Here is a 22,631-nt window from a genome sequence, read left to right as displayed (position 1 = left end):
GGTTTGCGGGAGCACCGATGCAGTCGCAATGAAAAACTCGGCCGTCTGATAAAGAAGGTAAGGAATACTGAAAATGAAGAACACCATCCTCCCAACTCTCGCCCTGTCTGCACTGGCAACTGTTGGATCGTTTCTCCCAGCCAGTGCGTTTACGAGTGCCGGAGTGATTGAAAGCGTAAATCCACAGAATAACATCATCCGCCTGCGCGACGGCGATGCCTACAAGTTGCCTGCCCATGTGGACATTTCGAACCTGAGGCCAGGCGACCAGGTTTCTGTCGATTGGGAGACTCAGAACCCATCCAGCATTGATGGCCGCGGCAGCGACGAAACAATCTGGCTACTCAAGGCGACCGGAATCAAGCACGCTCCATACTGAAAACCTTGCGTGGCGGGGGAGTAAACTGCTCCCCGCCACGGAACAGCGATTGCTTTCTCTGCATCGAACTATGGTTCCTCGGCTTTCGCTATCCTGATCAGTTCATGTGATTGGGACTGCCCACGCAGATTCGGCTCCTTATTGCTTTTGCCTGTAGCGGGATGGGACACTGCCTGTTGCACGGCGAAACATTGCAGCGAATGAGGCGGAACTGTCATAGCCGAGGTCGAATGCAATGCGGGTGACCTGATCACCTGAGGACAGTCGGGAAATGGCTGCCAGCACACAGGCCCTGCTGCGCCATTCCACGAAGCTCAGGCCGGTGCCTGCACGAAATATCCGGGTGAAATTGCGCCTGCTCATATTCAGGGCTGCACACCAGTCGTCTAGTTTTGCATGGACATTCGGCGCAGCGTTGAATGCCAGGCAGTGGTCCCTCAACGCGCCCACAGCCGGCAATGGAAGCGTCAGCGGAACGATCGGCTGGCTTGCGATTTCTAGCAATACCAATTCAGACATCAGTCTTCGCCTGTTGTCCCCAGTCCCGTTCGTCTCCGCAAGCGCATCAAGTAAGGCCCTGAGAAGCGTTCCCACTTCAAGAACAACGCAATGTCGTGGCATCTGAGGCAAGAGCGCGGGCTTCAGGTAGAGACTGCGCATATTCACTTCGCCAGCCATCGTGACTTCGTGTGATGTCTCAGCCGGGATCCAGAGCGCAGCATCGGGCGGCATCATCCACAGGCCAGACTGCGTCGTCACGATCGCGGTTCCAGTCAGTCCGTAGAGGAGTTGCGAGCGTTCATGACGATGCTCTTCCAGATGGCTGCCATCGGCGTATCGCCGTCCGAGGGCGATAATGTCCTCTGGTCCAGTAATGTCTAAGGTCATGGCTCACTCGCGATGTTTTTTGGCTCATGATAGATATCATTGCCGAACGGGCGCAGGCAAGAACACTGGGAACCAACGGGAGTTTCCAATGTCCAGCCAAACCACGGTTTCGGTGCGGGAGCATGATGAAGGCCTGCTCCGGCTTTCCGGTATCGCCACCTCTCACTTTCTGAACGATCTGATGCAGGCCTTTCTGATCGCAAGCTATCCGCTATTGCGCACGGAGCTTTCCCTCGACTTTCTGCAGATCGGCATGCTCAGCCTGACTTATCAGGTCACAGCTTCGGTGCTTCAACCGATTGTCGGCGCACTGACGGATCGTCGTGCGCAGCGATGGAGCCTGGCTTTCGGAATGGCGCTGAGCGGCGTTGGCATCCTCATGCTCGGGTTGGCCGGGAGTTACACCCATCTCCTGATTTCCAGCCTGTTCCTCGGCCTCGGGTCTGCGGTCTTTCATCCCGAAGCGGCTCGGCTTGCGCGCAAATGGGCACGCGAAAAAGTTGGCCTGGGCCAATCACTCTTCCAGCTCGGTGGCAGTCTCGGCACCATGGCGGGACCATTGCTGACAGCGGCGATCGTACTCCCCTATGGTCAGGGCTCGATCACATGGTTCCTGCTCGTTGCCTTGATCGGCGTATTTCTGGCCGTGCGGATCACCGCAGCCGAGCCGGATCAGTTAACTCATGCAGCGACGCGACCTTTCCGCGTCCCTGCCGGTCAGCAAACATCATCCGTCGCGCATCCGGCAGGTCAACTCGCGCTTCTCTTTGCTCTCGTCTGCGCGAAATACATTTATATCGCCTGCTTCAGTAGCTTCCTGGTTTTCTATCTGGAGGCGACTCTCGGCTTTCCAGCTTCGAAGGGACTTATCGTCCTGTTTGGCTTTCATGCGGCGGTTGCGGGGGGAGGCTTTATAGGTGGCGCCTTCAGCGATCGGCTCGGAACGGCGCGCGTCATAGCCTTTTCGTTTTGGGGGGCAGCGCCCTTCGCTCTCGCCTTTCCCTATCTGGGGCAGGTTGGGGCGATAGCCGCCGCAATCATGGCGGCTGCGGTCATTGCCTCGGCCTTTCCCGCGATCATTGTTCACGCCCAAAGTCTGGTGCCGGTACGTATAGGCATGATCTCCGGCCTGTTCTACGGCACGGCTTTCGGCGTCGGCGGCCTCGCATCAGCCGTGTTCGGTTGGCTGGCGGATGCCACCAGCGTCCACGCTATCTTTATCTGGTCGTCCTGGTTACCGCTGGCCGGTGTCCTGACGGTTTTCCTCCACAATATCCAGCTCGACGCTGGGTCACGTCAGTAGTTTTCCTGACCGCAGGAACAAGCGTTCCCCAATTAATGTCGGCCTTTCCGCGTTCGCCAAGACAAGTCTCATGACCGAATAGGAAGCGCAAACCAGGCTTTGGAATCGCCGCCCGGATATTGACGTGGCGAATCCTGCTGCCAGGGTCAGCATCAAAGGTCTTGATGGGATATGAACCGACAACCCCCTCGTTTAACAGCTGAGCGGCATCGACTTTCTCGTTTTGGCAAGAAGTGGGGCTGCCAAACCTGACAGGCAGGTTTCCAAAACACGAGTCGAGAAAGCGAGCATTAACCTACATCGCGTACGGCGGACCTCTCGATCTTTTGGAGTTCCGGGAACGAAACATTCACCGGCACAGCCTCAAAGAAGCCGTCGTGGAGAACCATAGGTAGCATCCGCCCAGACCTCGCCGCCATGCAGATGACCCCGAACCAGAAGTCGATGACATCACCCGGTAGCCGACTTTACGAATATCCATACCATGAAAGGGGCCGCACGGTCTTTCGTTCGGCCCACTTTCAAGTTGCGAACAAAATTCAGGACGCGGCGTCCTTGTTGACCCCGCCCTTCGTGGCGATCTCTGTCATGCGGCGGTCGCCGTCATAGGTCTGGTCGAGACAATTCTTCAAAATCGCCGCGTCACCGTCCAGACCGAGGCGGTTGGCGAAGGCGGCCAGCGTGCCGTAGCCCGCAAGTGCGTAATGTACCATACGCTGGTATTGTGGGATGATGGCGGCGTCGCGCACGTCAGCGTCCGTGATCTCATCGGACAGGCCATGCTTGCGCGCTTCCTTCACGAGGCCTTCCATACCCTTGCAATGCTCCGCGTTTGGCTTGATGCCGTGATCATTGCACAGCTTTTCTATCTGGGCGATACCGTCGGCAATGCCGTTGCCGCCATCGATAAGCGCCTCGGACAAATCCTCGTCCTTTGCGGCGCGGCCGAGTTCGGTCACGACGGGCAGACACTGCGTGTTCGCGCTCCAGATGTCCTGCAGCTGGTCGAGGTAGATGTCTTTGAGCGAGTTCGTGGCCATGTCGGAACCCTCTGTTCTGGTTAGCCTCCAACGGGTAGCACCATGGAAAGTTCCTCCGATCGATATGCCCTGACAGTATCCTCTTGCCCGCTCAATCCGCCCTTTGGTGTCCCGTCCGTGGTTCGAGTGTTTACTTGCCCTTGCATACCAGCCTTCAGGATTGCCCTTGACCCTGACACTAGCGTCAACCCGCTAGGAACGTCGCGAAGCGCAGGAACGCGCACGTTCATTGGAAAGGAAAGTCAAGATGAATGAAGACTGGGAGGGCAAGGTTGCCATCGTGACGGGCGGGAGTTCGGGCATCGGGGAAGCCACGGCATTGGCTCTAGCGGCACAGGGTGCCAATGTGGTCATAACCGGTCGCAATGAGGCGAAACTGGCCGGTGTGGCCGCGAAATGCGCAGCGGTCGCGACCGTGCGCGCCGATGCCGCCGACCCAACGGGCAGCCGGCGCATTCTCGAGGCCGCGCTTACCCGCTGGGGCCGGCTCGATCTGGTCGTCAACAATGCCGGCGCCGGCAGGCCGCTTCCGATCGGCGCCTATGACGGCGAAGCGATTGCTGAGATTTGTGCGGTGAACATCACCGGGCCATCGCTTCTCCTGAAGGAGGCTTTGCCGGCGCTTCGGGAAACGAAAGGCGCGGTCGTCAACATCGGGACGGCCGTCTCGCAGAATGCCGCACCGGGCCTGGCGCATTATGCGGCCACCAAGGCCGCGCTCGAACATCTGACGCGAGCCTGGGCCGTCGAGCTCGCTGGCGATGGCATCCGCGTGAATGCCATCGCGCCCGGACCGGTGAAAACCGGTGCGCTGACCGGCATGATGGGGCTTTCCCCTGAGATGGCGAGCACGATCGAAGCGGCCGAAGCCTCTGAAATCCCGCTCGGCCGTCGCGGGGCGACAACCGATCTTGTGCCGTGGATATTGCGGCTCGGCAGTTCCGCCAACGAATGGCTGACCGGTCAGGTCATCACAATTGATGGCGGATGGTCGCAGAGGGGCTGAAGCGTCTATCGGTCGTTAACTCCGGGCAGGACGGTCCCGGCATCCCTGCTCGGAGGTTGCTGCCTTCCTGTGTTTCGGGCCTTGAAAAGATGATCGCGTCATCTGAAATGATCGTCAACGAAGACTTGCCGAAAGGTCCCGACATGCAGATCAAGGAAGCAGCCGAACGGCTCGGCATTACGGAGCGTATGCTGCGCCACTACGAACGTTCGGGCCTGATTGCGGCCCGACGGCTGGAAAATGGCTATCGCGACTACAGTGAAGCCGATCTGCGGCGCGCCGGCCGGATCCGGGATTTCATCGCGACTGGCTTTTCGGCGCGTGAGGTCCGGGCGATGGCGGCCTGCCTGTCGGACGAAGGTGCGGGACCGTGCGCGGGCGGCGTCACCCAGCTTCTGACCAAGCTTGAACATATCGATCGGCTGAAAGCGGAGCTCGACGTAAAACGCGCGGCCGTTCTCGAACGCCTTACATCTTTTCAGGAGGCGCTTGAGGCCGGCGAGCGGGTCGATGGCACCGTCGCACCTGAGAAAGCCGCAAAGACTGCGTTGTCTCGTGAGCACCGCGAAACGCTCTGACAGGCATTTCCGAGCTTAGTGTTCGGGCCCACCATTCCGCCTGTTCAATTCCCGAACGAATACGATCAAGGCACGCATTCCGGCGCTCATGTGTCGGTTTTTCGGGTAGTAAAGAGCCAGGCCCGGATAGGACGGCGTCCATTCGCGGAGCAGTTGGACCAGCATTCCATCCGCGAGATCCTCCTCAATCGCCGCTTTGGCGACATAGCCGATACCCGCGCCGGCGCGGGCCGCAATTTCAATCAGCCGGGCATCGTCCAGAATGAGTCGCCCTCGCGTTTCGATGTTGAGCCGCTCGCCATGGCGTTCGAACTCCCAGCGATAACGCGCCGCTCCCGCCAACCGCCACTGGATGCAGTCATGCGCCTTCAGGTCAGCCGGCGTCGAGGGTGCGGAGACATCGTGCAGATAGGAAGGCGCTGCGACGACGACGTGTTGTTGTTCGCCGCCGACCGGAATTGCCACCATATCCTCCGGCACCATCTCGATCAGCCTTAGTCCGCAATCAAAGGCGCCGCTGCCAAGATCCAGCAAATTGTCGTCCGAGCGGACGTCGACCGTCATGTCGGGGTAGCGCCGCAGGAACTCCAGGATGAGCGGCTCCAGCACGAGCTCCGCCGCCCGCGCAGAAGCATTGATGCGGATCGTGCCGCGCGGCTGATCGCTCAAGCCATCCAGAGCCTCAACCGCCCGGCTCAACTGCCTGAGCGCGGGACGCAGCGCTTCGGCGAAGCGTTCGCCTGCCTCCGTTAACGCGACGCGCCGCGTCGTGCGAATGAACAGCTGTGCCTTGAGACGCGCCTCGAGTCCGGCGACCGCGTGGCTCAGCGCCGATGCGCTGGTGCCGCTGGCGCGCGCGGCCGAACGAAAACCGCCATGTTCCGCCACAGCCATGAATGCAGCCAGTTCCGATGGCGGCAGATTGGCGACTGTCCGAAATAGCTCATCATTGCGTTCCATGTTCACCGACTAAATCAAACAGCGAAGGCTTGCTACCTCCTGTACGCAAACAGGAAAGGAAAATCTCATGAGCAGGCTTAAGACGGGTTTCGATTTTTCCACCACGGCTGCGGACGTCCTTCAGGGCATCAATCTTGAAGGCAAGACGATGATCGTCACCGGCGGCGCGAGCGGCATCGGCATTGAGACGGTGCGCACCCTGGCGGCAGCCGGCGCTGCCGTGACCATCGCAGCGCGCCGGCCGGATGCGGCCGAAGCTGCCGCGGCAGATTTGCGAAAGGCGACCGGCAACGCGGCGATCAAGGTCGAGCCTCTCGACGTGGCCGATCTGTCTTCCGTCCGTCGTTTCGTGACGGCATGGAACAGACCAGTCGATGCGTTGATCAACAACGCCGGGATCATGGCGCTTCCCGCGCTTCAGCGCACCGGCGAAGGTCGCGAGATGCAATTTGCGACCAACTACCTTGGCCATTTCGCGCTGGCGCTCGGCCTGCACCCATGGCTGAGGGCGGTGGGCAAGGCCCGTGTCGTGTCCGTCGCCTCAAGCGGCGCTCTCTGGAGCCCCGTGCTGTGGGACGATATGGACTTCCGCTTTACGCCCTATCATCCGATCGTCGCCTACGGTCAGTCCAAGACCGCCTGTATCCTGCTTTCGGTCGGCATAGCGCGGAAATGGGCGGAAGACGGGATTGCGTCGAATGCCCTGAACCCCGGCGCGATCGCCACCAATCTGCAGCGCCACACCGGCGGGCTCAAAACCCCCGAACCTTTTCGCAAGACGCCGGAGCAAGGCGCAGCGAACTCGGTTCTTCTGGCCGCATCGCCACTCCTTGAAGGCATCTCGGGCCGGTATTTCGACAATTGCAACGAAGCAGAAGTCGTCACTGAGCGCAGCGACCAGACAGCAGGCGCCGTTGCCCCTTATGCGGTCGATCCTCAGAATGCCGACCGGCTCTGGGCCATGGCCGAAGCCATGCTCGCGGAAGCACGATAGGCAAGGAATCGAGCGGCGGCATGCCGCCCGCAAACGTCGTCAACCTGCCTCAACGTGCGGAACCGAAGCCGTCCCGAAACGCGCGCGGTACTCCGCCGGGCGGATGCCGACCAGTTTCTGGAACGTCTTCCTGAACGCCGCCGGATCCGAATAGCCGACATCCCAGGCAATCCGGTCGACCGGAAGCAGCGTGCGCTCCAGCAGTTCGCGCGCCTTGGCGATGTGCACCAGCTGCAGATATTCGTTCGGGCGGTGGTGGGTCGCAGCCTTGAAGCGGCGTAGCAGTGTGCGTTCGGTCATGCCGGCAACCTCGTGCAGATCGGCCATGCTGATCGGCTCATGCGCATGGGCATGGATGAAATGCTGCGCCTTGCGGATGGCGTCATCGCCATGATCGAAGCGGGGAACGAACTGGGCAAAGGGGCGCTGGCTGCTGCGCGGCGGATCGATGAGCAGGAAACGGGCCGTCGAGAGCATCGTTGCCGGCCCGAGCAGCCGCTCAACCAGCGTCAGCCCCAAATCGGCCCAGGCGAGGATGCCGCCCGCCGTCACGATATCCCCCTCGTCCAGCACCATATGTTCCTCGGCCAGCCGTACGGAGGGGAAGCGCTTCGCAAGCTGTTCGGCAAAGGCCCAGTGCGTCGTCGCGCGCCGCCCGTCCATCAGCCCGGTTTCGGCCAGCACGAAGGCGCCGGCGCAGACGGAGCAGAGCACGGTGCCTTGATCGTGCTGGTTTCTTAGCCACGCGGCAGCCGCCGGGGCTGGCGCCATGCGCTCCGGCATGACGATGCTCGGCGGCGCGATCGCATGGCTCAGGCGATGCGGCGATCCGGGATGGCTGTCAAAGATGCAGCTGACATCGTCCGCCGTCGCCTCCCAATGCGATACGCGAATATAGCGCGCGTTCTCGCCGGTCCATTCGGCCGCCACGCGGAAGAGATCGGTCAGACCGTAGATCGCCGCAAGCTGGCAGCCGGGATAGATCAGCAGCCCGATTTCAGCGACCTGTTCCGCTTTCTGCGCCATTGTCCGTTTTGCCGCGACAAGTGTCCGTTTCGCCACGTCCGCTTATGCACCCGACGACCTATCTTGTCCATGTCGAAATCAAGAGGACAAGCGATGCACACCGAAATGACCCGGCGCGCGATGCTGAAGACGGCGGCAACTGTCGCCGCCCTTTCGGCTCTGCCCCGCCTCACCTTTGCACAAACACAAGGAGAATTTACCATGGCTACGATTACCACCAGAGACGGCACCAACATCTTCTACAAGGACTGGGGTCCGAAGGACGCCCAGCCGGTTGTCTTCCACCACGGCTGGCCGCTTTCGGGCGACGACTGGGACAACCAGATGCTATTCTTCCTCGCCAATGGCTACCGCGTCATTGCCCATGACCGGCGCGGCCACGGTCGTTCGGACCAGACGGACACCGGCAACGACATGGACACCTACGCCGCCGATGTCGCCGAACTTGCGAGCGCCCTCGACCTGAAGAACGCCATCCATATCGGCCACTCGACCGGTGGCGGCGAAGTGGCCCGCTATGTTGCCCGCGCCGAGAAGGGCCGCGTTGCCAAGGCCGTGCTGATGGCGGCCGTTCCCCCGGTCATGGTGCGCTCTGAAAAGAACCCCGAAGGTCTTCCGATCGAGGTGTTCGACGGCTTCCGCGCAGCACTTGCCGCAAACCGCGCCCAGTTCTACATCGACATCCCGACCGGCCCCTTCTATGGCTTCAACCGCGAGGGTGCCCAAATCAGCCAGGGGCTGATCGACAACTGGTGGCGGCAGGGCATGGCCGGTGGCGCCAAGGCGCAGTATGATTGCATCGCCGCCTTCTCAGAGACCGATTTCACCGAGAACCTGAAGGCGATCACCGTACCGGTTCTGATGCTGCATGGCGAAGACGACCAGGTCGTTCCGATTGCCGATTCGGCGCTGAAGTCCATCGATCTGCTGCAAAACGGCACGCTGAAGACCTATCCGGGCCTGCCGCACGGTCTGTTCGCGACCAACCCGGACATCATAAACCCCGAGCTCCTCGCCTTCGCAAAGGCTTGAGCGCGCCAGAAATGAACGGCGGGCTGCGTCAGATGTCGCAGCCCGTCATTTCGACGCTCGCCTTCCAGAGCGCCTCTGCCATTTCGGGATCGATCGCAAACGGACGAACGCCGGCATTGCGCTCTGTCTCGACCGACGCGATATCGCAATCCTCGCAATAGACGCCGCCAATGCCCGCAAGTTCGGGCGCAGTGGCACACCATACCGTCGTCGCGGCACCCTGCTGCGGCGACTTCATGTCGCGCGCGGGATCGATGCGCGGGCTGCCATCGGGGTTCACCGCATCAAACGGCGCCAGCTCTTCCTCGCTCAGATGCCGCGCCAGCGGCCCCAGAACCGATCCGGGATGAACGGCATAGGCCCGCACATCCGGCGCACCGCGACGATCAAGTGCCACGGCAAACAACGCATTGGCGGTTTTCGCCTGGCCATAGGCGAGCCACTTGTCATAGGGCCGTTGTATGAAGTCGAGATCAGCAAGGTCGAAACCCGGTATCTGGTGACCGCGCGACGACAGCACCACGACGCGGGCACCGGGGTTAATGAGTGGCCACAGCGCCGTCGTCAGGCGGAAGTGCCCGAGGTGATTGGTGGCAAACTGTCCCTCATGACCATCGGCATCGCGAAACAGCGGCGTGGCCATGACGCCGGCGCTGAGGATCAGCAGATCGAGACGGATGCCCTCGGCGCGCAACTGCTCAGCAAAGGCGCTGATCGAGGGCGGGTCCATCAGGTCCATTTCCCGGATATCGGCCAGGTCGCCAAGTGCATTTCGTGCGGTGGCCACATTGCGGGCCGGCACGATGACGCGGGCGCCGCGCGCGGCAAGAACCCGCACGGTTTCCAGCCCGAGCCCGGAGGCTCCTCCGGTGATGACGGCGGTCTTGCCGGTGAGATCGATCGTGCCGGCGACATCGTCCGCCGTTGTCGCGGGGCCCCAGGGCGTGTTGAGTGGTGTTTGCATGTAGCGTCTCCTTTTGGGGAGTCACTAGCGCGCGTAAACAAGACAATCTATAGTCTATTCACCTGAATAATATTGAGATCATCCGATGGACCCGCTTTCCCAAATTCTCCGCCTTGCCGGAGCCGAGGCGACGCTGTCGACCGGGCTTGTGGCCAGCGGCCGCTGGTCGGTCGCGGTTCCGGCGACGCAGGCGTTAAAATGCAATGTGATCCGCGAAGGCGAATGCGTGCTGGCGGTCGGGAGCATGCGCCGGCAATTGTCCGCGGGAGATTGCTTTCTGGTGGCGCCGGACCGGCCGTTCGTGATCGGCACGGACCTTGCCGACCCGCGCCCTGCCGCCGAGGTCTTTGCCGGAACGGGCGGCCGTGCCTATGCCAGCATTGACGGGGGAGAAGGTTCTCCGTTCCGCGCAACCGGCGGACGGATGGAACTCGGGCCGGTGACGGGCCTGATCGCGGATGCGCTGCCGCCGCTGGTGATCCTGGCTGCCGATAAACCTGAAAGCAGCCGCATCGGCTGGCTGATGGACAGGCTTGAGGAAGAGCAGGCCGATGAGCGCGCGGGCGCTTCGGCGATCGCCGGCGCGGCAATGCAGATGATCTTCGTCGAACTGATCCGGGCTCTTCCGGAAGAAAGACCGCGCGGCTGGCTTGCGGCCCTGGATGATCCCCGCATCAGCCCGGCGCTCCATGCGATCCATACCAATCCGGCTCATCCCTGGCGGATCGAAACGCTTGCCGGCCTTACACATCTGTCGCGGTCGCAGTTTTCGGCGCGGTTCCGGACGGCGGTCGGGCAGGCGCCGATGGATTACGTCCTGCACTGGCGCATGACGCTGGCGCGCCAGGCGCTCACGCGGCCCGGCATGACGGTGGCCAAGGTCGCCGAGGACCTGGGCTATGCTTCGGAGAGCGCATTCGGCGCGGCATTCCGACGCGTCATGGGCACAAGCCCGCGTCGCGCCGCACGTCCGCCGGCGTCTGTAACACAGGAGATATCAGCCAACGCTGACATCGGATTTAATTCCCCGGCCGAAACGCGGATCGGCATCGAGCGCGCGCTGCCCTTGCGACAGGGAGAGCGCGGCGTTGCTGTCCTCGGCAAGGCCCTGGACATGAATGAACCGCAGATTTGTGATGCCGATCGTTGCCAGGACATCGGTTAGATATCGCGTCAGATAATCCCGCTGGGTCGCCTTGCCCGTGACCTGTCCGCCCGAAGCGACAATCACCACCGTCGGGCGATCGTCCAGCAGCCCGACCTTGCGGCCGTCGCGAAAGCCGAAGCTCCGCCCCGCTCGCAGCACAAGGTCGATCCAAAGTTTCAGAACGGCGGGAACCGTATAGTTGTGCATCGGCGTCGAGATGATCAGTGCATCGGTCTCTTCAAGCTCGCGGATCAACCGTTCGGACTGGAAAAATGCCGGACTGTCATGCGCGACCCGGCTGATGATCGCCCGGGCGTAATCCGGTGTGACACGGCCGAAGTCCGCGGGCGCAAGATCCCGCTCGATGACATCGATGCCGGGATGGGCCGCCTGCAGGTTTGAAATCGCCTGCAGGGCGAGCTGATAGCCGCGGGCATTTTCGCCGAAGGGGCTGGCATTCAGAAGAAGGACGGATTTCATGAGGATATCTCCAGACATGCGGCATCGTTCGCCCGAAAAGGGCACCGGTCTCACGCATTGTTTTGTGTTTGTTAGTGCGTCACGACACCGGACAGCTTATCGGGATTGCGGGTGATGTAGAGGGCGGTGATGCGCCCGTCGGTGATCTCGATCGCCGTCGTCTGCAGGTTGCCGTCAAGGCGGCTGACGAACCCCGGCAGGCCGTCGATCATGGCTGCCTCTATAAAACTCATCTGGTCGCCGAACTTGCGCTGCAGGCCGAGCAGCAGCCGGATGAGATTGTCGGCGCCCCTGATGACATTGGGATAGGCCAGAACCTTGCCGCCGCCATCGGAATGCAGCGTCGCGCTCTCGGCGAGCATCGCTCCGAGCGCGGAGGCGTCGCCCGACTTGCAGGCTTCGAAGAAGGCGCGCGCCAGCTCGGCGCCGGCGTCACGCGGGATCTCGTAGCGCGGCCGATCGACCTGGACATGGGCACGCGCCCGGCTTGCAAGCTGGCGGGTCGCGGCAGGAGAGCGATCGATGGTCGCCGCCACCTCGTCCAGCGGCTGCCCGAAGACATCGTGCAGCAGGAAGGCCGCCCGCTCCAGGGGCGACAGCCGTTCCAGCGCCATCATCAGCGAGAGCGTGAGATTGTCGGGACGAAGAGCATCGTCTTCAGCCTCGATCAGCGGTTCCGGCAACCATGTGCCGGGATAGGTCTCGCGCCGGGACCGGGCCGATTTCATCTGGTCCAGGCAAAGCCGCGACACCGTGCGGGTGAGCCAGGCGGCGGGATTGTCGATGCCTTCTGCCCTGTGCCAGCGCAGGAAGGCTTCCTGCACCATGTCCTCGGCCTCGGCATTGCTGCCGAGCATACGGTAAGCGAGGCGCAGCAGCCGGGGCCGCTGCGCTTCAAAGATTTCGGCGGCCTCAGGCTGCATTGGCCCGCGCCTCTGGAAGCCTGGTGCCATGCGGCACCCTCAGCCCGGCCTGAACCCGGTTCCACAGGTTGATGGCGCCGATCGACAGCGTCAGCCAGGCCCGCTCGTCAACATCAAAGGCCGCCTCGACCTTCGCCCAGTCCGCATCCGGCGCACCGGTTTCGGGAAGCTTCGTCAGCGCTTCGGTCCAGCCAAGCGCCGCACGCTCGCGTTCGGAATAAAGCGGGCTTTCGCGCCAGGCCGGCAGCATGTGCAGGCGAAGCGGCGTCTCGCCGTCCGTCAGGGCCTCGGCGACATGCATCTGGATGCAGAAGGCGCAGCCATTGATCTGGCTTGCCCGCAGCTTGACGAGGTGGATGAGAAGCGGCTCCAGCGTGCTGCCCTGAATAGCGGCTTCGGCTGCAAACAGCGGCTCGAAACCGCCCTTGGCGCGTTTCATATGGTCGGTCATACGGGATGTCATGGCAAACTCCATTGTTATCTGACACCGCGTTGACGAAATAGTCCAGCAGGATGTGACACCAAGGCCGGAAGAATCTAGAAATTTCTGCGAAAGATGCGGCTCGGCGCGCGGTCCCGCCCCAGAATATCGGGCGTCTAATCCGCATCGCCCGATAATCCGGATTCCTTGTTTTGACGCATCGGGTTGTCGAAAAACCGGTAACCACTTTTTCGCCCGATGCTCCAGGCGGACGGAACCGGGGCGTCAGCCGATTGCACCGCCGCCGTCAACACGGACATTCGATCCCGTGGCGAAGGGCGTCGCCATCAGGAACAGAACCGCATTGGCAATATGTTCCGGCTTGCCGACCGTCTTTGCCGGAAGCGACTTCGAAACCCTGTCAAACATGGCGGCGCGGCCGTCATCGCCGAGACCGTTCCACAGCGGCGTATCGATGAGCCCCGGCGAGACGGTGTTGACACGCACCGGCGACAGTTCCAGCGCCAGACCACGGGCCAGCGCCTCCAGCGCCGCATTGATGGCGCCCTGTAGGACCGAGCTTGCCGACGGCCGCTCACTAAGGAAACCGGAGACCAGCGTCAGCGTTCCCCGCTCTGTGAAGCGGGCGGCGCGGGCGACCTGATAGGCGCCCCAGAACTTGCTGTCGACGGCCTTGCGGGCGTCGTCCAGTGCGAGTTTGCGCACCGGACCGGTCGGCGTCTGCGCGGCAGAAACCACGATATGGTCGAACGGGGCGGTGGCGCCGAACCAGGCTTCAAGCGCCTCGGCATCGGTGATGTCGAGCACGGCTGTCGTAACATTGACGCCGATATCCTGTTTTGCCGCTTCGAGCTTTTCGGCCGAGCGCGAGGCGATGACGACTTCGGCGCCGGCAGCTGCCGCAGCGCGGGCCGTGGCAAGACCGATGCCGGAACTGCCACCGATGACGAGTACGCGGGCTTTTTCAAGAGATGTCATGATCTGTCCTTTCGGGTGTGGACGACCGGCCATGCCCTGTCAGACATGGCCGGTACCGTTTCACATGCGGTGCTGAAGCTTCAGCAGGGCGACCGGCTCTGCCAGCAGCTCATCGAAGCGGGCGGCGAGCGAGACAAACGGGGCGGCGGTCTCATGCCGGCCGAGCGCGGCTTCATCGCGCCAGACTTCCAGCATGACGGCGCGATCCGCATCTGCGCGGTCAACGGTCAGCTCATAGCGGATGCAGCCATCTTCCCTGCGGACCGCCGGAATGATCGCCTCAAGCGCCTCCAGCAGTGCCGCGCTCTTGCCCGGCCTGGCCTTCAGCACTGCCACGACATGCACTTCGGTCTTTGAACCTGTGGTCATCATCGTGCTCCCGCTCAAAAGTCCTGCAGCACGATCTTGCCGCGGGCCTTGCCGCTTTCGATGATCGCATGGGCCTTCTTCAGATTGGCGGCGCTGATCGGCGACAGGATGTCGGTGACCGTGGTTCGGATCCGGCCGCTGTCGATCAGTTCGGCAACATGATCGAGCAGCTTCTGCTGGGCGTCCATATCGGCGGTTTCGAACATCGAGCGGGTGAACATGAATTCCCAGTGCGTGGAAACGGCCTTGCGCTTGAACGCCATGACATCGAGCCCGTCGGGATCGTCGATCAGACCGAAGCGGCCCTGCGGCGCGATCGCCTCGACGATCTCCTTCAAGTGACGGTGGGTTTCGGTGGTCGAAAAGACAAAGGCGGGCGCGCCGATGCCCAGTGCTGCGACCTGTTCGGCGATCGGCTTTGAGTGATCGACGACATGGTGGGCGCCGAGTTCCTTGACCCAGGATACGGTTTCCGGTCGCGAGGCGGTGGCGATGACGGTGAGGCCGGTCAGCGCGCGCGCGAGCTGGATCGCGATCGAACCGACGCCGCCGGCGCCGCCGACGATCAGGATCGCGTTGGCGGCACCCGGCACGGGACGAGCGACATCGAGCCGGTCGAACAGCATTTCATAGGCGGTGATCGCCGTCAGCGGCAGGGCGGCGGCCTCGGCACTGGTCAGGCTTTTCGGCTTGTGTCCGACAATGCGCTCGTCAACCAGATGGAACTGGCTGTTGGCGCCGGGGCGGATCAGCGACCCGGCATAATAGACGGCGTCGCCGACGCTGAAACTCTTCACATCTGGACCGGTTTCGACCACACGGCCGACGGCATCCCAGCCGAGCACCTTGTATTCGCCTTCCGGCGGCGTGGCGCCAGCGCGGATCTTGGTATCGACCGGGTTCACCGAAATGGCCGCAACCTCGACCAGAAGATCGCGCCCGGTCGCTTTCGGGCGGGGCAGTTCAATGTCAATGAGTGCATCGTTACGATCGATCGCACCGGGCTTTTTGTATCCAATGGCTTTCATGGCCTGTCTCCTTGCTGTTGACGAAAAACTTGCGGTGCTTCCAAAATGCTACTAACTTCCTATCGAGCCAATACGCACAACGAACGCACATAGTATCGTTTTTGATACTGTTAAGGAGCAAGACATGGCCAAGGCCCGCCACCCCCGTTTTGACTGCAGCCCCGGCTGTTCGGTCGAGGCCGCGATCGGCCTGATCGACGGCAAATGGAAATCGGTGATCCTGTTTCACCTTCTGTCCGGCACGCTGCGCTTCAACGAGATCCGCCGGCATATCGTCAATGTCACGCCGCGCATGCTGACCAACCAGTTGCGCGAGCTGGAGGAAGACGGGCTGATCGTGCGCACCGTCTATGCGCAGGTGCCGCCGAAGGTGGAATATTCGCTGTCCGAGCTGGGCCGCAGCATGGAGCCCATCCTGCTTTCTCTGAAGGGATGGGGTGATGCCAATATCGGCCTATTCGGCAAGCCGAAGGGACATGACCCGCGTGAACGCGCGAGCGGGAAGCTGCGCGAGCCCGCCTGAGGCCATGATGTCCCAGCGCCGCGATCAGGCCTCGACCTGCCGGCGATAGCGCTCTGCCACCACCGCGCTAGAGAGGTGCGGGAGCATGGCAGCGTGAGCCTCCTCCCATGCCTCCCATTCTCCCGCCTCCTGCAGCGAGGGAATGGTGGCGTATTCGCCGCAGTCCAGGCCCATCAGCGCGGCATCGACCAGATCATCGGCGGTCATGACCCATTCTTCCGGCAGGTTGCGGGCCGGAAGGCCGGCGATATCCCAGAATTCCGTCCCCGTGGCGCCGGGCAGCACGACCTGTACCCGCACACCGGTCCCTTCCAGCTCCTTGCGCAGCGAATGGCTGAAGGCCAGTACAAAGGCCTTGGTGCCACCATAGACGCCGTTGAGGACTTCCGGTCCGATCGCAACGATCGAGGAAATGTTGATGATCGTTCCCGTGCCACGGGCGCGGAAGACCGGCACGGCCGCATAGGCAAGGCGCATCGGCGCGACGACGTTAATCGCCACCATGTTCTGCATCTCATCAACATCGGCCGAAACCAGCGGGGCGGCACTGCCAAAACCGGCATTGTTGACCAGGGTGGTGATGGATTCATCGGACTTCAGAACTGCCTCGACCGCAGAAAGACCGTCGGCGCTGGCCAGATCGGCGGCCATTGTGCTGACCCTGACGCCGTAACGGACCTTCAGCTTGTCCGCGATTGCTTCAAGGCGGGCCGCGTTGCGGGCAACGAGAATGAGGTCTTCGCCGCGGGCGGCAAGACGATCGGCATAGATGGCGCCGATGCCGGAGGATGCGCCGTCGATAAGAGCTATGGTCATGGGTCTCTCCTTCGAATGGATGATGGTGAGAGGCTAGCAATTGACGGCAGTATCTCAAATGTCATATAAACGGCATTTCAGGACACGAGTAATCAAACGATGCAGCATGTCGGTTTCATTCTGGAAGACGGATTCCAGGTCATGGGAATGGCGGCACTTTCCGCCTTCGAATTTGCGAACCAGACGCTGGGCGAAGATGGCTATCGTCTGACCGTCATGTCCGAAAAAGGCGGCACGGTTCGCGCCTCACTCGGCATCGGGATCGAAACCGAACCGCTTGGCGAATTTCCCGACACGCTGCTGGTCGTGGGGGAATTGGTACCGCGCGCCATTTCCAGGGGATTGGAAGATTATCTGATCGGTGCGGCGGCGCAGTCGCGCCGTGTCGCCGGGCTTTGCACCGGCGCTTTCGTGCTTGCCGAAGCAGGCCTGCTCGATGGCCGGCTTGCAACCACGCACTGGTACCACGCCCGCACCCTTCAGGAGCGTTTCCCGAAGGTTCACGTGGATGAAGACCGGATCTTCGTCAATGACGGCAATATCTGGACGTCGGCCGGCATGAGCGCGGCCATCGACCTGACGCTGGCGCTGATCGAGGACGACCACGGCGCCGGATTGTCGCGCATGGTGGCGCGCAATCTGGTGGTCTATCACCGCCGTCCGGGCGGGCAGTCGCAGTTTTCCGCCCTGCTTGATCTCGAACCTCGCTCCGACCGGGTACGTCGCGCCCTGGTCTATGCCCGCGAAAACCTGAAGAACCCGCTGACGGTCGAGGAACTGGCAGACGCAGCCTCACTCAGCCCGCGCCAATTCAGCCGCATCTTCCGCGAGGAAACCGGTCAGTCTCCGGCCAAGGCGGTCGAGCGGCTGCGTCTTGAAGCCGCAAAAATCATGCTGGAGGATGGCCGCCATCCCCTCGACACTGTCGCCCGTGATACCGGCTTCGCCGATCGCGACCGCATGCGTCGCGCCTTTCTCCGCTTCTTCGGCCAGCCGCCGCAGGCCCTCAGACGCAGCCTGAAGATGGTGGAGGGTGAGGCTGGCACCGGAGCCGCCGCCTGAGACCGGCCAGCCGTCCCCAAACCGGCATGACGGCGCAATGTCCTGAAATGCCGTTTATATGTCTTTTGAGACAGCGGCCTTTGCGCTTATCTCTCTGTCATCGCAGCCATCCCCACGGGGCGGCCCTCAGGAGACGGACAGATGACGACAATCCCGATGATACGCCATGCCGAAACGCGCCACGGCCGGATCGCCTGGCAGGCCAGTGGCCCCGAAAGCGCCCCGCCACTGGTGCTGCTCCAGCGCTTTCGCGGCACGATGGACGACTGGGACCCGGCCTTCATAACCGCACTTTCGGCGGATCGGCGGGTTATCCGCTTCGACAGCGCCGGTATTGGCCGTTCCGGTGGCCATGTCCCGGAAACGGTGGCCGGCATGGCGGCGGTGGCGGCTGATTTTCTCGCCACGATCAACCTCGCGCAGATCGACCTTCTGGGCTGGTCGCTCGGCGGCGCCGTCGCCCAGCAGTTTGCGCTTGATTTTCCGCACATGGTCCGCCGGCTGATCGTCGCCGGCTCCAGCCCGGGGCCGATCGCCGACGGGCCGCAACCGCATCCGCGCGTGGCATCCGTGATGACCCGGCCGGAAAACAGCGGAGATGACTTCCTCTTCCTGTTCTATCCCGAGACGGACTGCGCCATTTCTGCCGGCCGGGCATCGCTTGCCCGTGTCTTCGGTCAGACGGAGCGCGGTCCGAAGGTCACGGCCGAAGCCTTTGTCCGACAGGTGAAGGCAATTTCGGTCTGGCCCGGCATCCTGCATCGGGCGCGTGAGCTGAAGCTGCCGGTTCTGGTGGCCAATGGCGCGCATGACGTGATGATCCCCGCCTATCGCTCCTATGTGCTGTCCCAGACGGCGCCCAACGCCAAGCTGGTGCTCTATCCCGATGCCGGCCATGCCTTCCTGTTTCAGGAAATCGACGACTTCGCCGCTGAAATCGAGCGCTTCCTACAAGGCTAGAACGCCCTTTTGCCGAACCTTTAACCCGACGGCGGCGCTCTTCTTCCGTTCCGGGAAGATCGCGAACCGCCCTATGACAAGGAGAATGACATGTCTGCAATCGAACCTCTTGCCGACGAGCATATCACACCGCACGTGGCCGAGATCTTTGCCACGGCCAAGGCTTCTATGGGCAAGGTACCCAACCTTTACAGGGTTTTGGCCAATGCCCCTGCCGCACTGGATGTCTACACCGGCTCCGGCGCCTTTCTCAGAAAGGGTGTTCTGCCCGCCGCAACGCGCGAGCTGATCGCCATCGCAGTGGCCGCCGCAAATGGCTGCGATTACTGTCTCGCCGCCCATACGGGCGCCGCCCGTGCCGCTGGCGTCAGCGCCGAAGACCGCGCCGCAGCACAGGCCGGACGCTCATCCGACAGCCACGCGCAGGCGGTTCTCGAGCTTGCGCTCGCTATCAACGCCACCCATGGGCAGGATGCCACGCCGGCGCTTGAAGCCGCACGCGCCTACGGCGTCTCCGACGCGGAGATTCTCGAGACCATTGCGCATGTCGCTGTCAGCATCCTGACAAACAGCGTCAACAACATCGTGGGCACGACGCTCGATTTTCCGAAGGTCGAGCGCGTGGCTGCCTGAGCCTCGCATTGAGCTTCGCACGACGCGATGAAGGACGGAGCCTGAGGCTCCGTCCACCCCTGCCCCATTTCACAACCACGATGCCTCGATGTCCTTCCGGCTGGTCCGGTCGCGACACGGGACGGGCTGACCTTAAAAAAAGGAGAACCACCATGAACATCAACGACAACACCATCTTCATCACCGGCGGCACATCGGGCATTGGCCGGGCGCTGGCCGAAGCCTTCCACGCCCTCGGCAACAAGGTCATTATCGCCGGACGCAGAAAGGCGCTGATTGACGAGGTGACCGCCGCCAATCCCGGCATGGATGGTATCACGCTCGACATCACGGATCCGGCCGATATTCATGACACGGCTGCCGAGCTTGTCGCCGCCTATCCGCGTCTCAATGTTCTGATCAATAATGCCGGGATCATGCCGTTTGACGACCCTGCGGTCAAAATCGACGACACCGTTTCGCGCCGGATCATCGACACCAATCTTCTCGGCCCGATCCGCCTGACTTCGGCGCTGATCGAGCACCTGAAGCGCCAGCCGCGCGCCACCATCATCCACAACACTTCGGTTCTGGCCTATGTGCCGCTCGCCGTCACCGCCGTCTATTCGGCATCAAAGGCAGCGCTGCACTCCTACGCGATGTCGCAGCGGTTCATGCTGCGCGACACCAATGTCGGTGTTCAGGAAATCGCGCCGCCATGGGTGGATACCGACCTGATCAAGAAGAGCGGCGATCCGCGCGCCATGCCGCTCGAAGTGTTCATCGAAAAGACGATGGCCGGACTGGCCAGCGATGACGAGGAGATCTTCGTCGAGGAAATCCGCGCCATCCGTGACAATCCGGGCATTGGCGAGCACGCCATGGTCAACGGCTTCAACGCCGAAATGATCGCCAATCCCATTCCCGTCTGATGATCGTGCCGAGCGCCGTGCGCCCGTCCGGGCGCGTGGCGCTCAGGACCGTCTAACCCGTGCAGTGCGCATTTCTGACTGAAGGTTGCGGGCCTGGAATATAAGCCAGCCCCGCCCGTGCACCATGTGCGCCTCCGTGCGCCGCGCGCGATGAAGGATCTCCTCATGCTGCAGAAAACCAAACCCGCCGAGACGGCCTCGTCGCTCATTCCGGCCTATTTCCTAGCACTCGGCACGTTCGCGATCGGGACCGAAGGGTTCATGATCGCGCCGCTGCTACCGCGCATTGCCGCCGATTTTGGCAAGAGCGTGCCGGCCACCGCGCTTCTGATCGTGGTATTCACGCTGGTCATGGCCCTGAGTTCGCCGATCTCCACCGTACTGACGGCGCGGCTCAGACGCAGGGAAACCCTGATCGTCGCCATGCTCATCTTTACCGCCGGCAATTTCATTGCCGCCTTTTCCTCCGGCTTCGCCATGCTGCTGCTTGCCCGTATTCTGATGGCCATTGCCTCCGGACTCTACGTTCCGGGCGCCAACGGGCTGGCCGGGGTCATTGTCAGACCCGAAATGCGCGGTCGGGCGCTGGCGATTGTCAGCGGCGGCATGACGATCGCCATCGCGCTTGGCCTGCCGCTCGGCGCCATTGTCGGTCACGCTTTCGGTTGGCGTGCCACGTTTCTGGCGGTAACCGTCATGGGGTGTGTCGCGATCATCGGCATTCTCAGTGGCATTGCCGGCAATGCCGGCATGCATATTGCCGTTGCCAGCCTGTCCGAGCGGCTCGGCGTTTTCCGCAAACCGGCAATTCTGAGACTGCTTTCGGTCTCGCTGTTCTGGTCGATCGGCGCCTATACCGCCTATCCCTATATCGCGCCCTATCTGACGGATATCCTCGGCCTTTCCGCCAATGGCATCAGCGCCACCGTGTCGATGTGGGGCATTGCCGCCGCCATCGGCGTGACGGTGGGCGGCACGCTCAACGACCGCTTCGGCTCAAACCACGTCGTCGTCGGCTCGCTCGTGGCACTGGCTGTCGCCTTCGCGGTCATGGCAGTTTCGGCGCTGCTGTCGGCACAGTTCGCCCTGGTGCCGGTTCTGGCGGCCATCGCGCTGTGGGGTTTCAGCGTCTGGTCCTTTTTCCCCGCCCAGATGGCTCGGCTGATTGCTGCCGGGCCACCGCAGCAGGCTTCGGTCTCGCTGGCGCTCAATACCTCGACCATGTATCTCGGCTTTTCGATCGGCAGTGCTGCCGGTGCTGAAATCCTCTCCTGGCGGATCGTCTGGGGCATCGCCATTGCCGCCGCCGTCGCCGAGGTCATCGCCCTCGTGATCGAATATTCGATCGCCCGCAGGGCCTGACTCCCATGAGGCGTGCCCCGTACGGTCAGCCGGTCGGGGCAAGCCGTCGTAATGTACAAGGGTCGACCCCGCGTGCGATCAAGGCCATGGTTTGGGTCTGAGTAAAGCCTTCGGTTTGCCCATTCATTTCTCCAGCGACGACGACGCGGCCGTTTTGCTCGCACGGCGCTATGTCGACACCTCATGACCTGAGCCCCGACTCCCTCCATTTCTCAGTGGCAGAGCAGGAGTTGGTCGTCTGGAACGAAACACAATCGGCGGGGGCGAATATCGCCTTGTTATGAACCGGCTTCCAGCGCCCTGTCGAGCAGCCCCTGCGCATAATCATGGTCCGGCGGGCGATCGGTGAACAGAATGCGATACATGATCGGGGCGATCACCCGGTCCAGAAGATCATCGGGCACCGGCGGCCGTTCTACCCCATCGCTCGCGCGAGCGAGAATCGTTTCGAGCTGCTGACGCGTGTAGCCGGAGCACTGGCCGGCGTTGTCGGTACGTTCGCCGCCCAGGACGTCCCGCAGCATGGCGCGACCGGGTTCGGACGACATCTCCTCCACGAACTGACGCAGCCAGAGAGCCAGGTCATTGCGCCAATCGCCGGTCTCTTCCGGCGGGGCATCCGGCCGCATGTTCTGCACCGCCACTTCCGAAAGCAGTTCGGTAAGAGACCCCCAGCGCCGATAGATGGTCGACGGCGTGACGCCTGCCTTCGCCGCGATCGCCGGCACGGTGAGGTCTGACGAATCCTGCTCGTTTTTCAACGCCTCCACCGCGCTGAAGACAGCGGCCTGTATGCGGGCGGAGCGCCCACCGGGTCTCGGAACCAC

Annotated in this window: 25 protein-coding genes and 1 pseudogene; 13 read left to right on the top strand and 13 right to left on the bottom strand. The window is 62.4% G+C overall.

Annotation, left to right across the window (positions count from 1 at the left end):
• Nucleotides 1-73: 73 nt before the first annotated feature.
• On the top strand, nt 74-379 hold the full coding sequence (locus tag V6765_RS02230; RefSeq protein ID WP_448426088.1) for a DUF1344 domain-containing protein: 306 nt from the start codon (nt 74-76) through the stop codon (nt 377-379).
• Between the two features lie 138 nt (nt 380-517).
• Here V6765_RS02230 and V6765_RS02225 read toward each other — a convergent pair whose 3' ends face one another.
• On the bottom strand, nt 518-1,267 hold the full coding sequence (locus tag V6765_RS02225; RefSeq protein ID WP_448426085.1) for an AraC family transcriptional regulator: 750 nt from the start codon (nt 1,265-1,267) through the stop codon (nt 518-520).
• Between the two features lie 88 nt (nt 1,268-1,355).
• On the opposite strand from V6765_RS02225, the gene V6765_RS02220 reads away from it, so the two are divergent.
• A complete protein-coding gene (locus tag V6765_RS02220) occupies nt 1,356-2,570 on the top strand; it encodes an MFS transporter (protein WP_448426083.1) in 1,215 nt (404 codons plus the stop codon).
• A 539-nt stretch (nt 2,571-3,109) separates the two neighbouring features.
• Here the strand turns inward: V6765_RS02220 and V6765_RS02215 are convergent.
• The gene (locus V6765_RS02215) at nt 3,110-3,610 is read right to left on the bottom strand and encodes a ferritin-like domain-containing protein (protein ID WP_448426082.1); all 501 of its coding nucleotides are present in this window, start codon (nt 3,608-3,610) and stop codon (nt 3,110-3,112) included.
• Between the two features lie 247 nt (nt 3,611-3,857).
• Between V6765_RS02215 and V6765_RS02210 the strand changes: the two genes are divergently transcribed.
• Both V6765_RS02210 and V6765_RS02205 read left to right on the top strand, forming a co-directional pair.
• The gene (locus V6765_RS02210) at nt 3,858-4,616 is read left to right on the top strand and encodes an SDR family NAD(P)-dependent oxidoreductase (protein WP_448426080.1); all 759 of its coding nucleotides are present in this window, start codon (nt 3,858-3,860) and stop codon (nt 4,614-4,616) included.
• On the top strand, nt 4,598-5,194 hold the full coding sequence (locus V6765_RS02205) for a MerR family transcriptional regulator (RefSeq protein ID WP_448426078.1): 597 nt from the start codon (nt 4,598-4,600) through the stop codon (nt 5,192-5,194). Before V6765_RS02210 ends, V6765_RS02205 begins: the two co-directional genes overlap by 19 nt.
• Before the next feature lie 15 nt (nt 5,195-5,209).
• Here the strand turns inward: V6765_RS02205 and V6765_RS02200 are convergent, their stop codons facing one another.
• A complete protein-coding gene (locus V6765_RS02200; protein ID WP_448426076.1) occupies nt 5,210-6,154 on the bottom strand; it encodes a LysR family transcriptional regulator in 945 nt (314 codons plus the stop codon).
• A gap of 67 nt (nt 6,155-6,221) precedes the next feature.
• On the opposite strand from V6765_RS02200, the gene V6765_RS02195 reads away from it, so the two are divergent.
• Nucleotides 6,222-7,148, top strand: a complete 927-nt coding sequence (locus V6765_RS02195; protein ID WP_448426075.1) for an SDR family NAD(P)-dependent oxidoreductase — start codon at nt 6,222-6,224, stop codon at nt 7,146-7,148.
• Between the two features lie 39 nt (nt 7,149-7,187).
• Here V6765_RS02195 and V6765_RS02190 read toward each other — a convergent pair whose 3' ends face one another.
• Entirely contained in the window at nt 7,188-8,174 is a 987-nt protein-coding gene (locus V6765_RS02190) for a GlxA family transcriptional regulator (protein WP_448426074.1), read from the bottom strand.
• Nucleotides 8,175-8,375: 201 nt separating this feature from the next.
• Here V6765_RS02190 and V6765_RS02185 point away from each other — a divergent pair, with 201 nt between their 5' ends.
• A complete protein-coding gene (locus V6765_RS02185) occupies nt 8,376-9,206 on the top strand; it encodes an alpha/beta fold hydrolase (RefSeq protein ID WP_448426072.1) in 831 nt (276 codons plus the stop codon).
• Nucleotides 9,207-9,234: 28 nt separating this feature from the next.
• Here the strand turns inward: V6765_RS02185 and V6765_RS02180 are convergent, their stop codons facing one another.
• Nucleotides 9,235-10,170 (bottom strand): SDR family NAD(P)-dependent oxidoreductase, encoded by a 936-nt coding sequence (locus tag V6765_RS02180; protein WP_448426070.1) that lies wholly within the window; start codon nt 10,168-10,170, stop codon nt 9,235-9,237.
• Nucleotides 10,171-10,255: 85 nt separating this feature from the next.
• On the opposite strand from V6765_RS02180, the pseudogene V6765_RS02175 reads away from it, so the two are divergent.
• Nucleotides 10,256-11,119 (top strand): annotated as a pseudogene (locus tag V6765_RS02175) (AraC family transcriptional regulator); the annotation flags it as partial.
• Between the two features lie 48 nt (nt 11,120-11,167).
• On the opposite strand, the gene V6765_RS02170 reads toward V6765_RS02175, so the two are convergent.
• From V6765_RS02170 to V6765_RS02145, 6 genes are all read right to left on the bottom strand, one after another.
• Nucleotides 11,168-11,797 (bottom strand): FMN-dependent NADH-azoreductase, encoded by a 630-nt coding sequence (locus V6765_RS02170; RefSeq protein WP_448426068.1) that lies wholly within the window; start codon nt 11,795-11,797, stop codon nt 11,168-11,170.
• Between the two features lie 71 nt (nt 11,798-11,868).
• On the bottom strand, nt 11,869-12,720 hold the full coding sequence (locus V6765_RS02165; protein ID WP_448426066.1) for a sigma-70 family RNA polymerase sigma factor: 852 nt from the start codon (nt 12,718-12,720) through the stop codon (nt 11,869-11,871).
• The gene (locus tag V6765_RS02160) at nt 12,710-13,183 is read right to left on the bottom strand and encodes a carboxymuconolactone decarboxylase family protein (protein WP_448426065.1); all 474 of its coding nucleotides are present in this window, start codon (nt 13,181-13,183) and stop codon (nt 12,710-12,712) included. The genes V6765_RS02165 and V6765_RS02160 overlap by 11 nt, the downstream gene beginning before the upstream one ends.
• 243 nt (nt 13,184-13,426) lie before the next feature.
• The gene (locus V6765_RS02155) at nt 13,427-14,140 is read right to left on the bottom strand and encodes an SDR family oxidoreductase (protein WP_448426063.1); all 714 of its coding nucleotides are present in this window, start codon (nt 14,138-14,140) and stop codon (nt 13,427-13,429) included.
• A 60-nt stretch (nt 14,141-14,200) separates the two neighbouring features.
• Nucleotides 14,201-14,509 (bottom strand): putative quinol monooxygenase, encoded by a 309-nt coding sequence (locus V6765_RS02150; protein ID WP_448426061.1) that lies wholly within the window; start codon nt 14,507-14,509, stop codon nt 14,201-14,203.
• A gap of 14 nt (nt 14,510-14,523) precedes the next feature.
• Nucleotides 14,524-15,537: a zinc-binding alcohol dehydrogenase family protein gene (locus tag V6765_RS02145; protein ID WP_448426059.1), complete on the bottom strand. Its 1,014-nt coding sequence runs from the start codon at nt 15,535-15,537 to the stop codon at nt 14,524-14,526.
• A gap of 124 nt (nt 15,538-15,661) precedes the next feature.
• Here V6765_RS02145 and V6765_RS02140 point away from each other — a divergent pair, with 124 nt between their 5' ends.
• Nucleotides 15,662-16,060 (top strand): winged helix-turn-helix transcriptional regulator, encoded by a 399-nt coding sequence (locus V6765_RS02140; RefSeq protein ID WP_448426057.1) that lies wholly within the window; start codon nt 15,662-15,664, stop codon nt 16,058-16,060.
• Nucleotides 16,061-16,084: 24 nt separating this feature from the next.
• On the opposite strand, the gene V6765_RS02135 is transcribed toward V6765_RS02140, so the two are convergent.
• Complete coding sequence (locus V6765_RS02135) at nt 16,085-16,876, bottom strand: SDR family NAD(P)-dependent oxidoreductase (RefSeq protein ID WP_448426055.1); 792 nt, start codon at nt 16,874-16,876, stop codon at nt 16,085-16,087.
• Nucleotides 16,877-16,975: 99 nt separating this feature from the next.
• Here V6765_RS02135 and V6765_RS02130 point away from each other — a divergent pair, with 99 nt between their 5' ends.
• The 5 genes from V6765_RS02130 (at nt 16,976) to V6765_RS02110 (ending at nt 21,804) form a co-directional block, all read left to right on the top strand.
• On the top strand, nt 16,976-17,938 hold the full coding sequence (locus V6765_RS02130) for a GlxA family transcriptional regulator (protein ID WP_448426053.1): 963 nt from the start codon (nt 16,976-16,978) through the stop codon (nt 17,936-17,938).
• Between the two features lie 141 nt (nt 17,939-18,079).
• Nucleotides 18,080-18,898 (top strand): alpha/beta fold hydrolase, encoded by an 819-nt coding sequence (locus V6765_RS02125; protein ID WP_448426051.1) that lies wholly within the window; start codon nt 18,080-18,082, stop codon nt 18,896-18,898.
• 90 nt (nt 18,899-18,988) lie between these two features.
• Nucleotides 18,989-19,531, top strand: coding sequence for a carboxymuconolactone decarboxylase family protein (locus tag V6765_RS02120; protein WP_448426049.1), 543 nt, complete (start codon nt 18,989-18,991; stop codon nt 19,529-19,531).
• 152 nt (nt 19,532-19,683) lie between these two features.
• Nucleotides 19,684-20,442, top strand: coding sequence for an SDR family oxidoreductase (locus V6765_RS02115; protein ID WP_448426048.1), 759 nt, complete (start codon nt 19,684-19,686; stop codon nt 20,440-20,442).
• A gap of 165 nt (nt 20,443-20,607) precedes the next feature.
• Nucleotides 20,608-21,804, top strand: coding sequence for an MFS transporter (locus V6765_RS02110; protein WP_448426046.1), 1,197 nt, complete (start codon nt 20,608-20,610; stop codon nt 21,802-21,804).
• 278 nt (nt 21,805-22,082) lie between these two features.
• On the opposite strand, the gene V6765_RS02105 is transcribed toward V6765_RS02110, so the two are convergent.
• Entirely contained in the window at nt 22,083-22,574 is a 492-nt protein-coding gene (locus V6765_RS02105; protein WP_448426616.1) for a TetR/AcrR family transcriptional regulator, read from the bottom strand.
• Between the last annotated feature and the right edge of the window lie 57 nt (nt 22,575-22,631).

Source organism: Martelella sp. FOR1707, assembly GCF_053484265.1.
This window is presented reverse-complemented; position numbering and strand designations above follow the sequence as displayed.

Coding starts and splice junctions, on each gene's coding strand:
- V6765_RS02135 (WP_448426055.1), bottom strand. CDS start 16,876: ATGACCATAGCTCTTATCGACGGCGCATCCTCCGGCATCGGCGCCATC.
- V6765_RS02195 (WP_448426075.1), top strand. CDS start 6,222: ATGAGCAGGCTTAAGACGGGTTTCGATTTTTCCACCACGGCTGCGGAC.
- V6765_RS02110 (WP_448426046.1), top strand. CDS start 20,608: ATGCTGCAGAAAACCAAACCCGCCGAGACGGCCTCGTCGCTCATTCCG.
- V6765_RS02125 (WP_448426051.1), top strand. CDS start 18,080: ATGACGACAATCCCGATGATACGCCATGCCGAAACGCGCCACGGCCGG.
- V6765_RS02165 (WP_448426066.1), bottom strand. CDS start 12,720: ATGCAGCCTGAGGCCGCCGAAATCTTTGAAGCGCAGCGGCCCCGGCTG.
- V6765_RS02170 (WP_448426068.1), bottom strand. CDS start 11,797: ATGAAATCCGTCCTTCTTCTGAATGCCAGCCCCTTCGGCGAAAATGCC.
- V6765_RS02225 (WP_448426085.1), bottom strand. CDS start 1,267: ATGACCTTAGACATTACTGGACCAGAGGACATTATCGCCCTCGGACGG.
- V6765_RS02200 (WP_448426076.1), bottom strand. CDS start 6,154: ATGGAACGCAATGATGAGCTATTTCGGACAGTCGCCAATCTGCCGCCA.
- V6765_RS02150 (WP_448426061.1), bottom strand. CDS start 14,509: ATGACCACAGGTTCAAAGACCGAAGTGCATGTCGTGGCAGTGCTGAAG.
- V6765_RS02160 (WP_448426065.1), bottom strand. CDS start 13,183: ATGACATCCCGTATGACCGACCATATGAAACGCGCCAAGGGCGGTTTC.
- V6765_RS02230 (WP_448426088.1), top strand. CDS start 74: ATGAAGAACACCATCCTCCCAACTCTCGCCCTGTCTGCACTGGCAACT.
- V6765_RS02215 (WP_448426082.1), bottom strand. CDS start 3,610: ATGGCCACGAACTCGCTCAAAGACATCTACCTCGACCAGCTGCAGGAC.
- V6765_RS02180 (WP_448426070.1), bottom strand. CDS start 10,170: ATGCAAACACCACTCAACACGCCCTGGGGCCCCGCGACAACGGCGGAC.
- V6765_RS02140 (WP_448426057.1), top strand. CDS start 15,662: ATGGCCAAGGCCCGCCACCCCCGTTTTGACTGCAGCCCCGGCTGTTCG.
- V6765_RS02120 (WP_448426049.1), top strand. CDS start 18,989: ATGTCTGCAATCGAACCTCTTGCCGACGAGCATATCACACCGCACGTG.
- V6765_RS02155 (WP_448426063.1), bottom strand. CDS start 14,140: ATGACATCTCTTGAAAAAGCCCGCGTACTCGTCATCGGTGGCAGTTCC.
- V6765_RS02190 (WP_448426074.1), bottom strand. CDS start 8,174: ATGGCGCAGAAAGCGGAACAGGTCGCTGAAATCGGGCTGCTGATCTAT.
- V6765_RS02115 (WP_448426048.1), top strand. CDS start 19,684: ATGAACATCAACGACAACACCATCTTCATCACCGGCGGCACATCGGGC.
- V6765_RS02185 (WP_448426072.1), top strand. CDS start 8,376: ATGGCTACGATTACCACCAGAGACGGCACCAACATCTTCTACAAGGAC.
- V6765_RS02220 (WP_448426083.1), top strand. CDS start 1,356: ATGTCCAGCCAAACCACGGTTTCGGTGCGGGAGCATGATGAAGGCCTG.
- V6765_RS02130 (WP_448426053.1), top strand. CDS start 16,976: ATGCAGCATGTCGGTTTCATTCTGGAAGACGGATTCCAGGTCATGGGA.
- V6765_RS02145 (WP_448426059.1), bottom strand. CDS start 15,537: ATGAAAGCCATTGGATACAAAAAGCCCGGTGCGATCGATCGTAACGAT.
- V6765_RS02210 (WP_448426080.1), top strand. CDS start 3,858: ATGAATGAAGACTGGGAGGGCAAGGTTGCCATCGTGACGGGCGGGAGT.
- V6765_RS02205 (WP_448426078.1), top strand. CDS start 4,598: ATGGTCGCAGAGGGGCTGAAGCGTCTATCGGTCGTTAACTCCGGGCAG.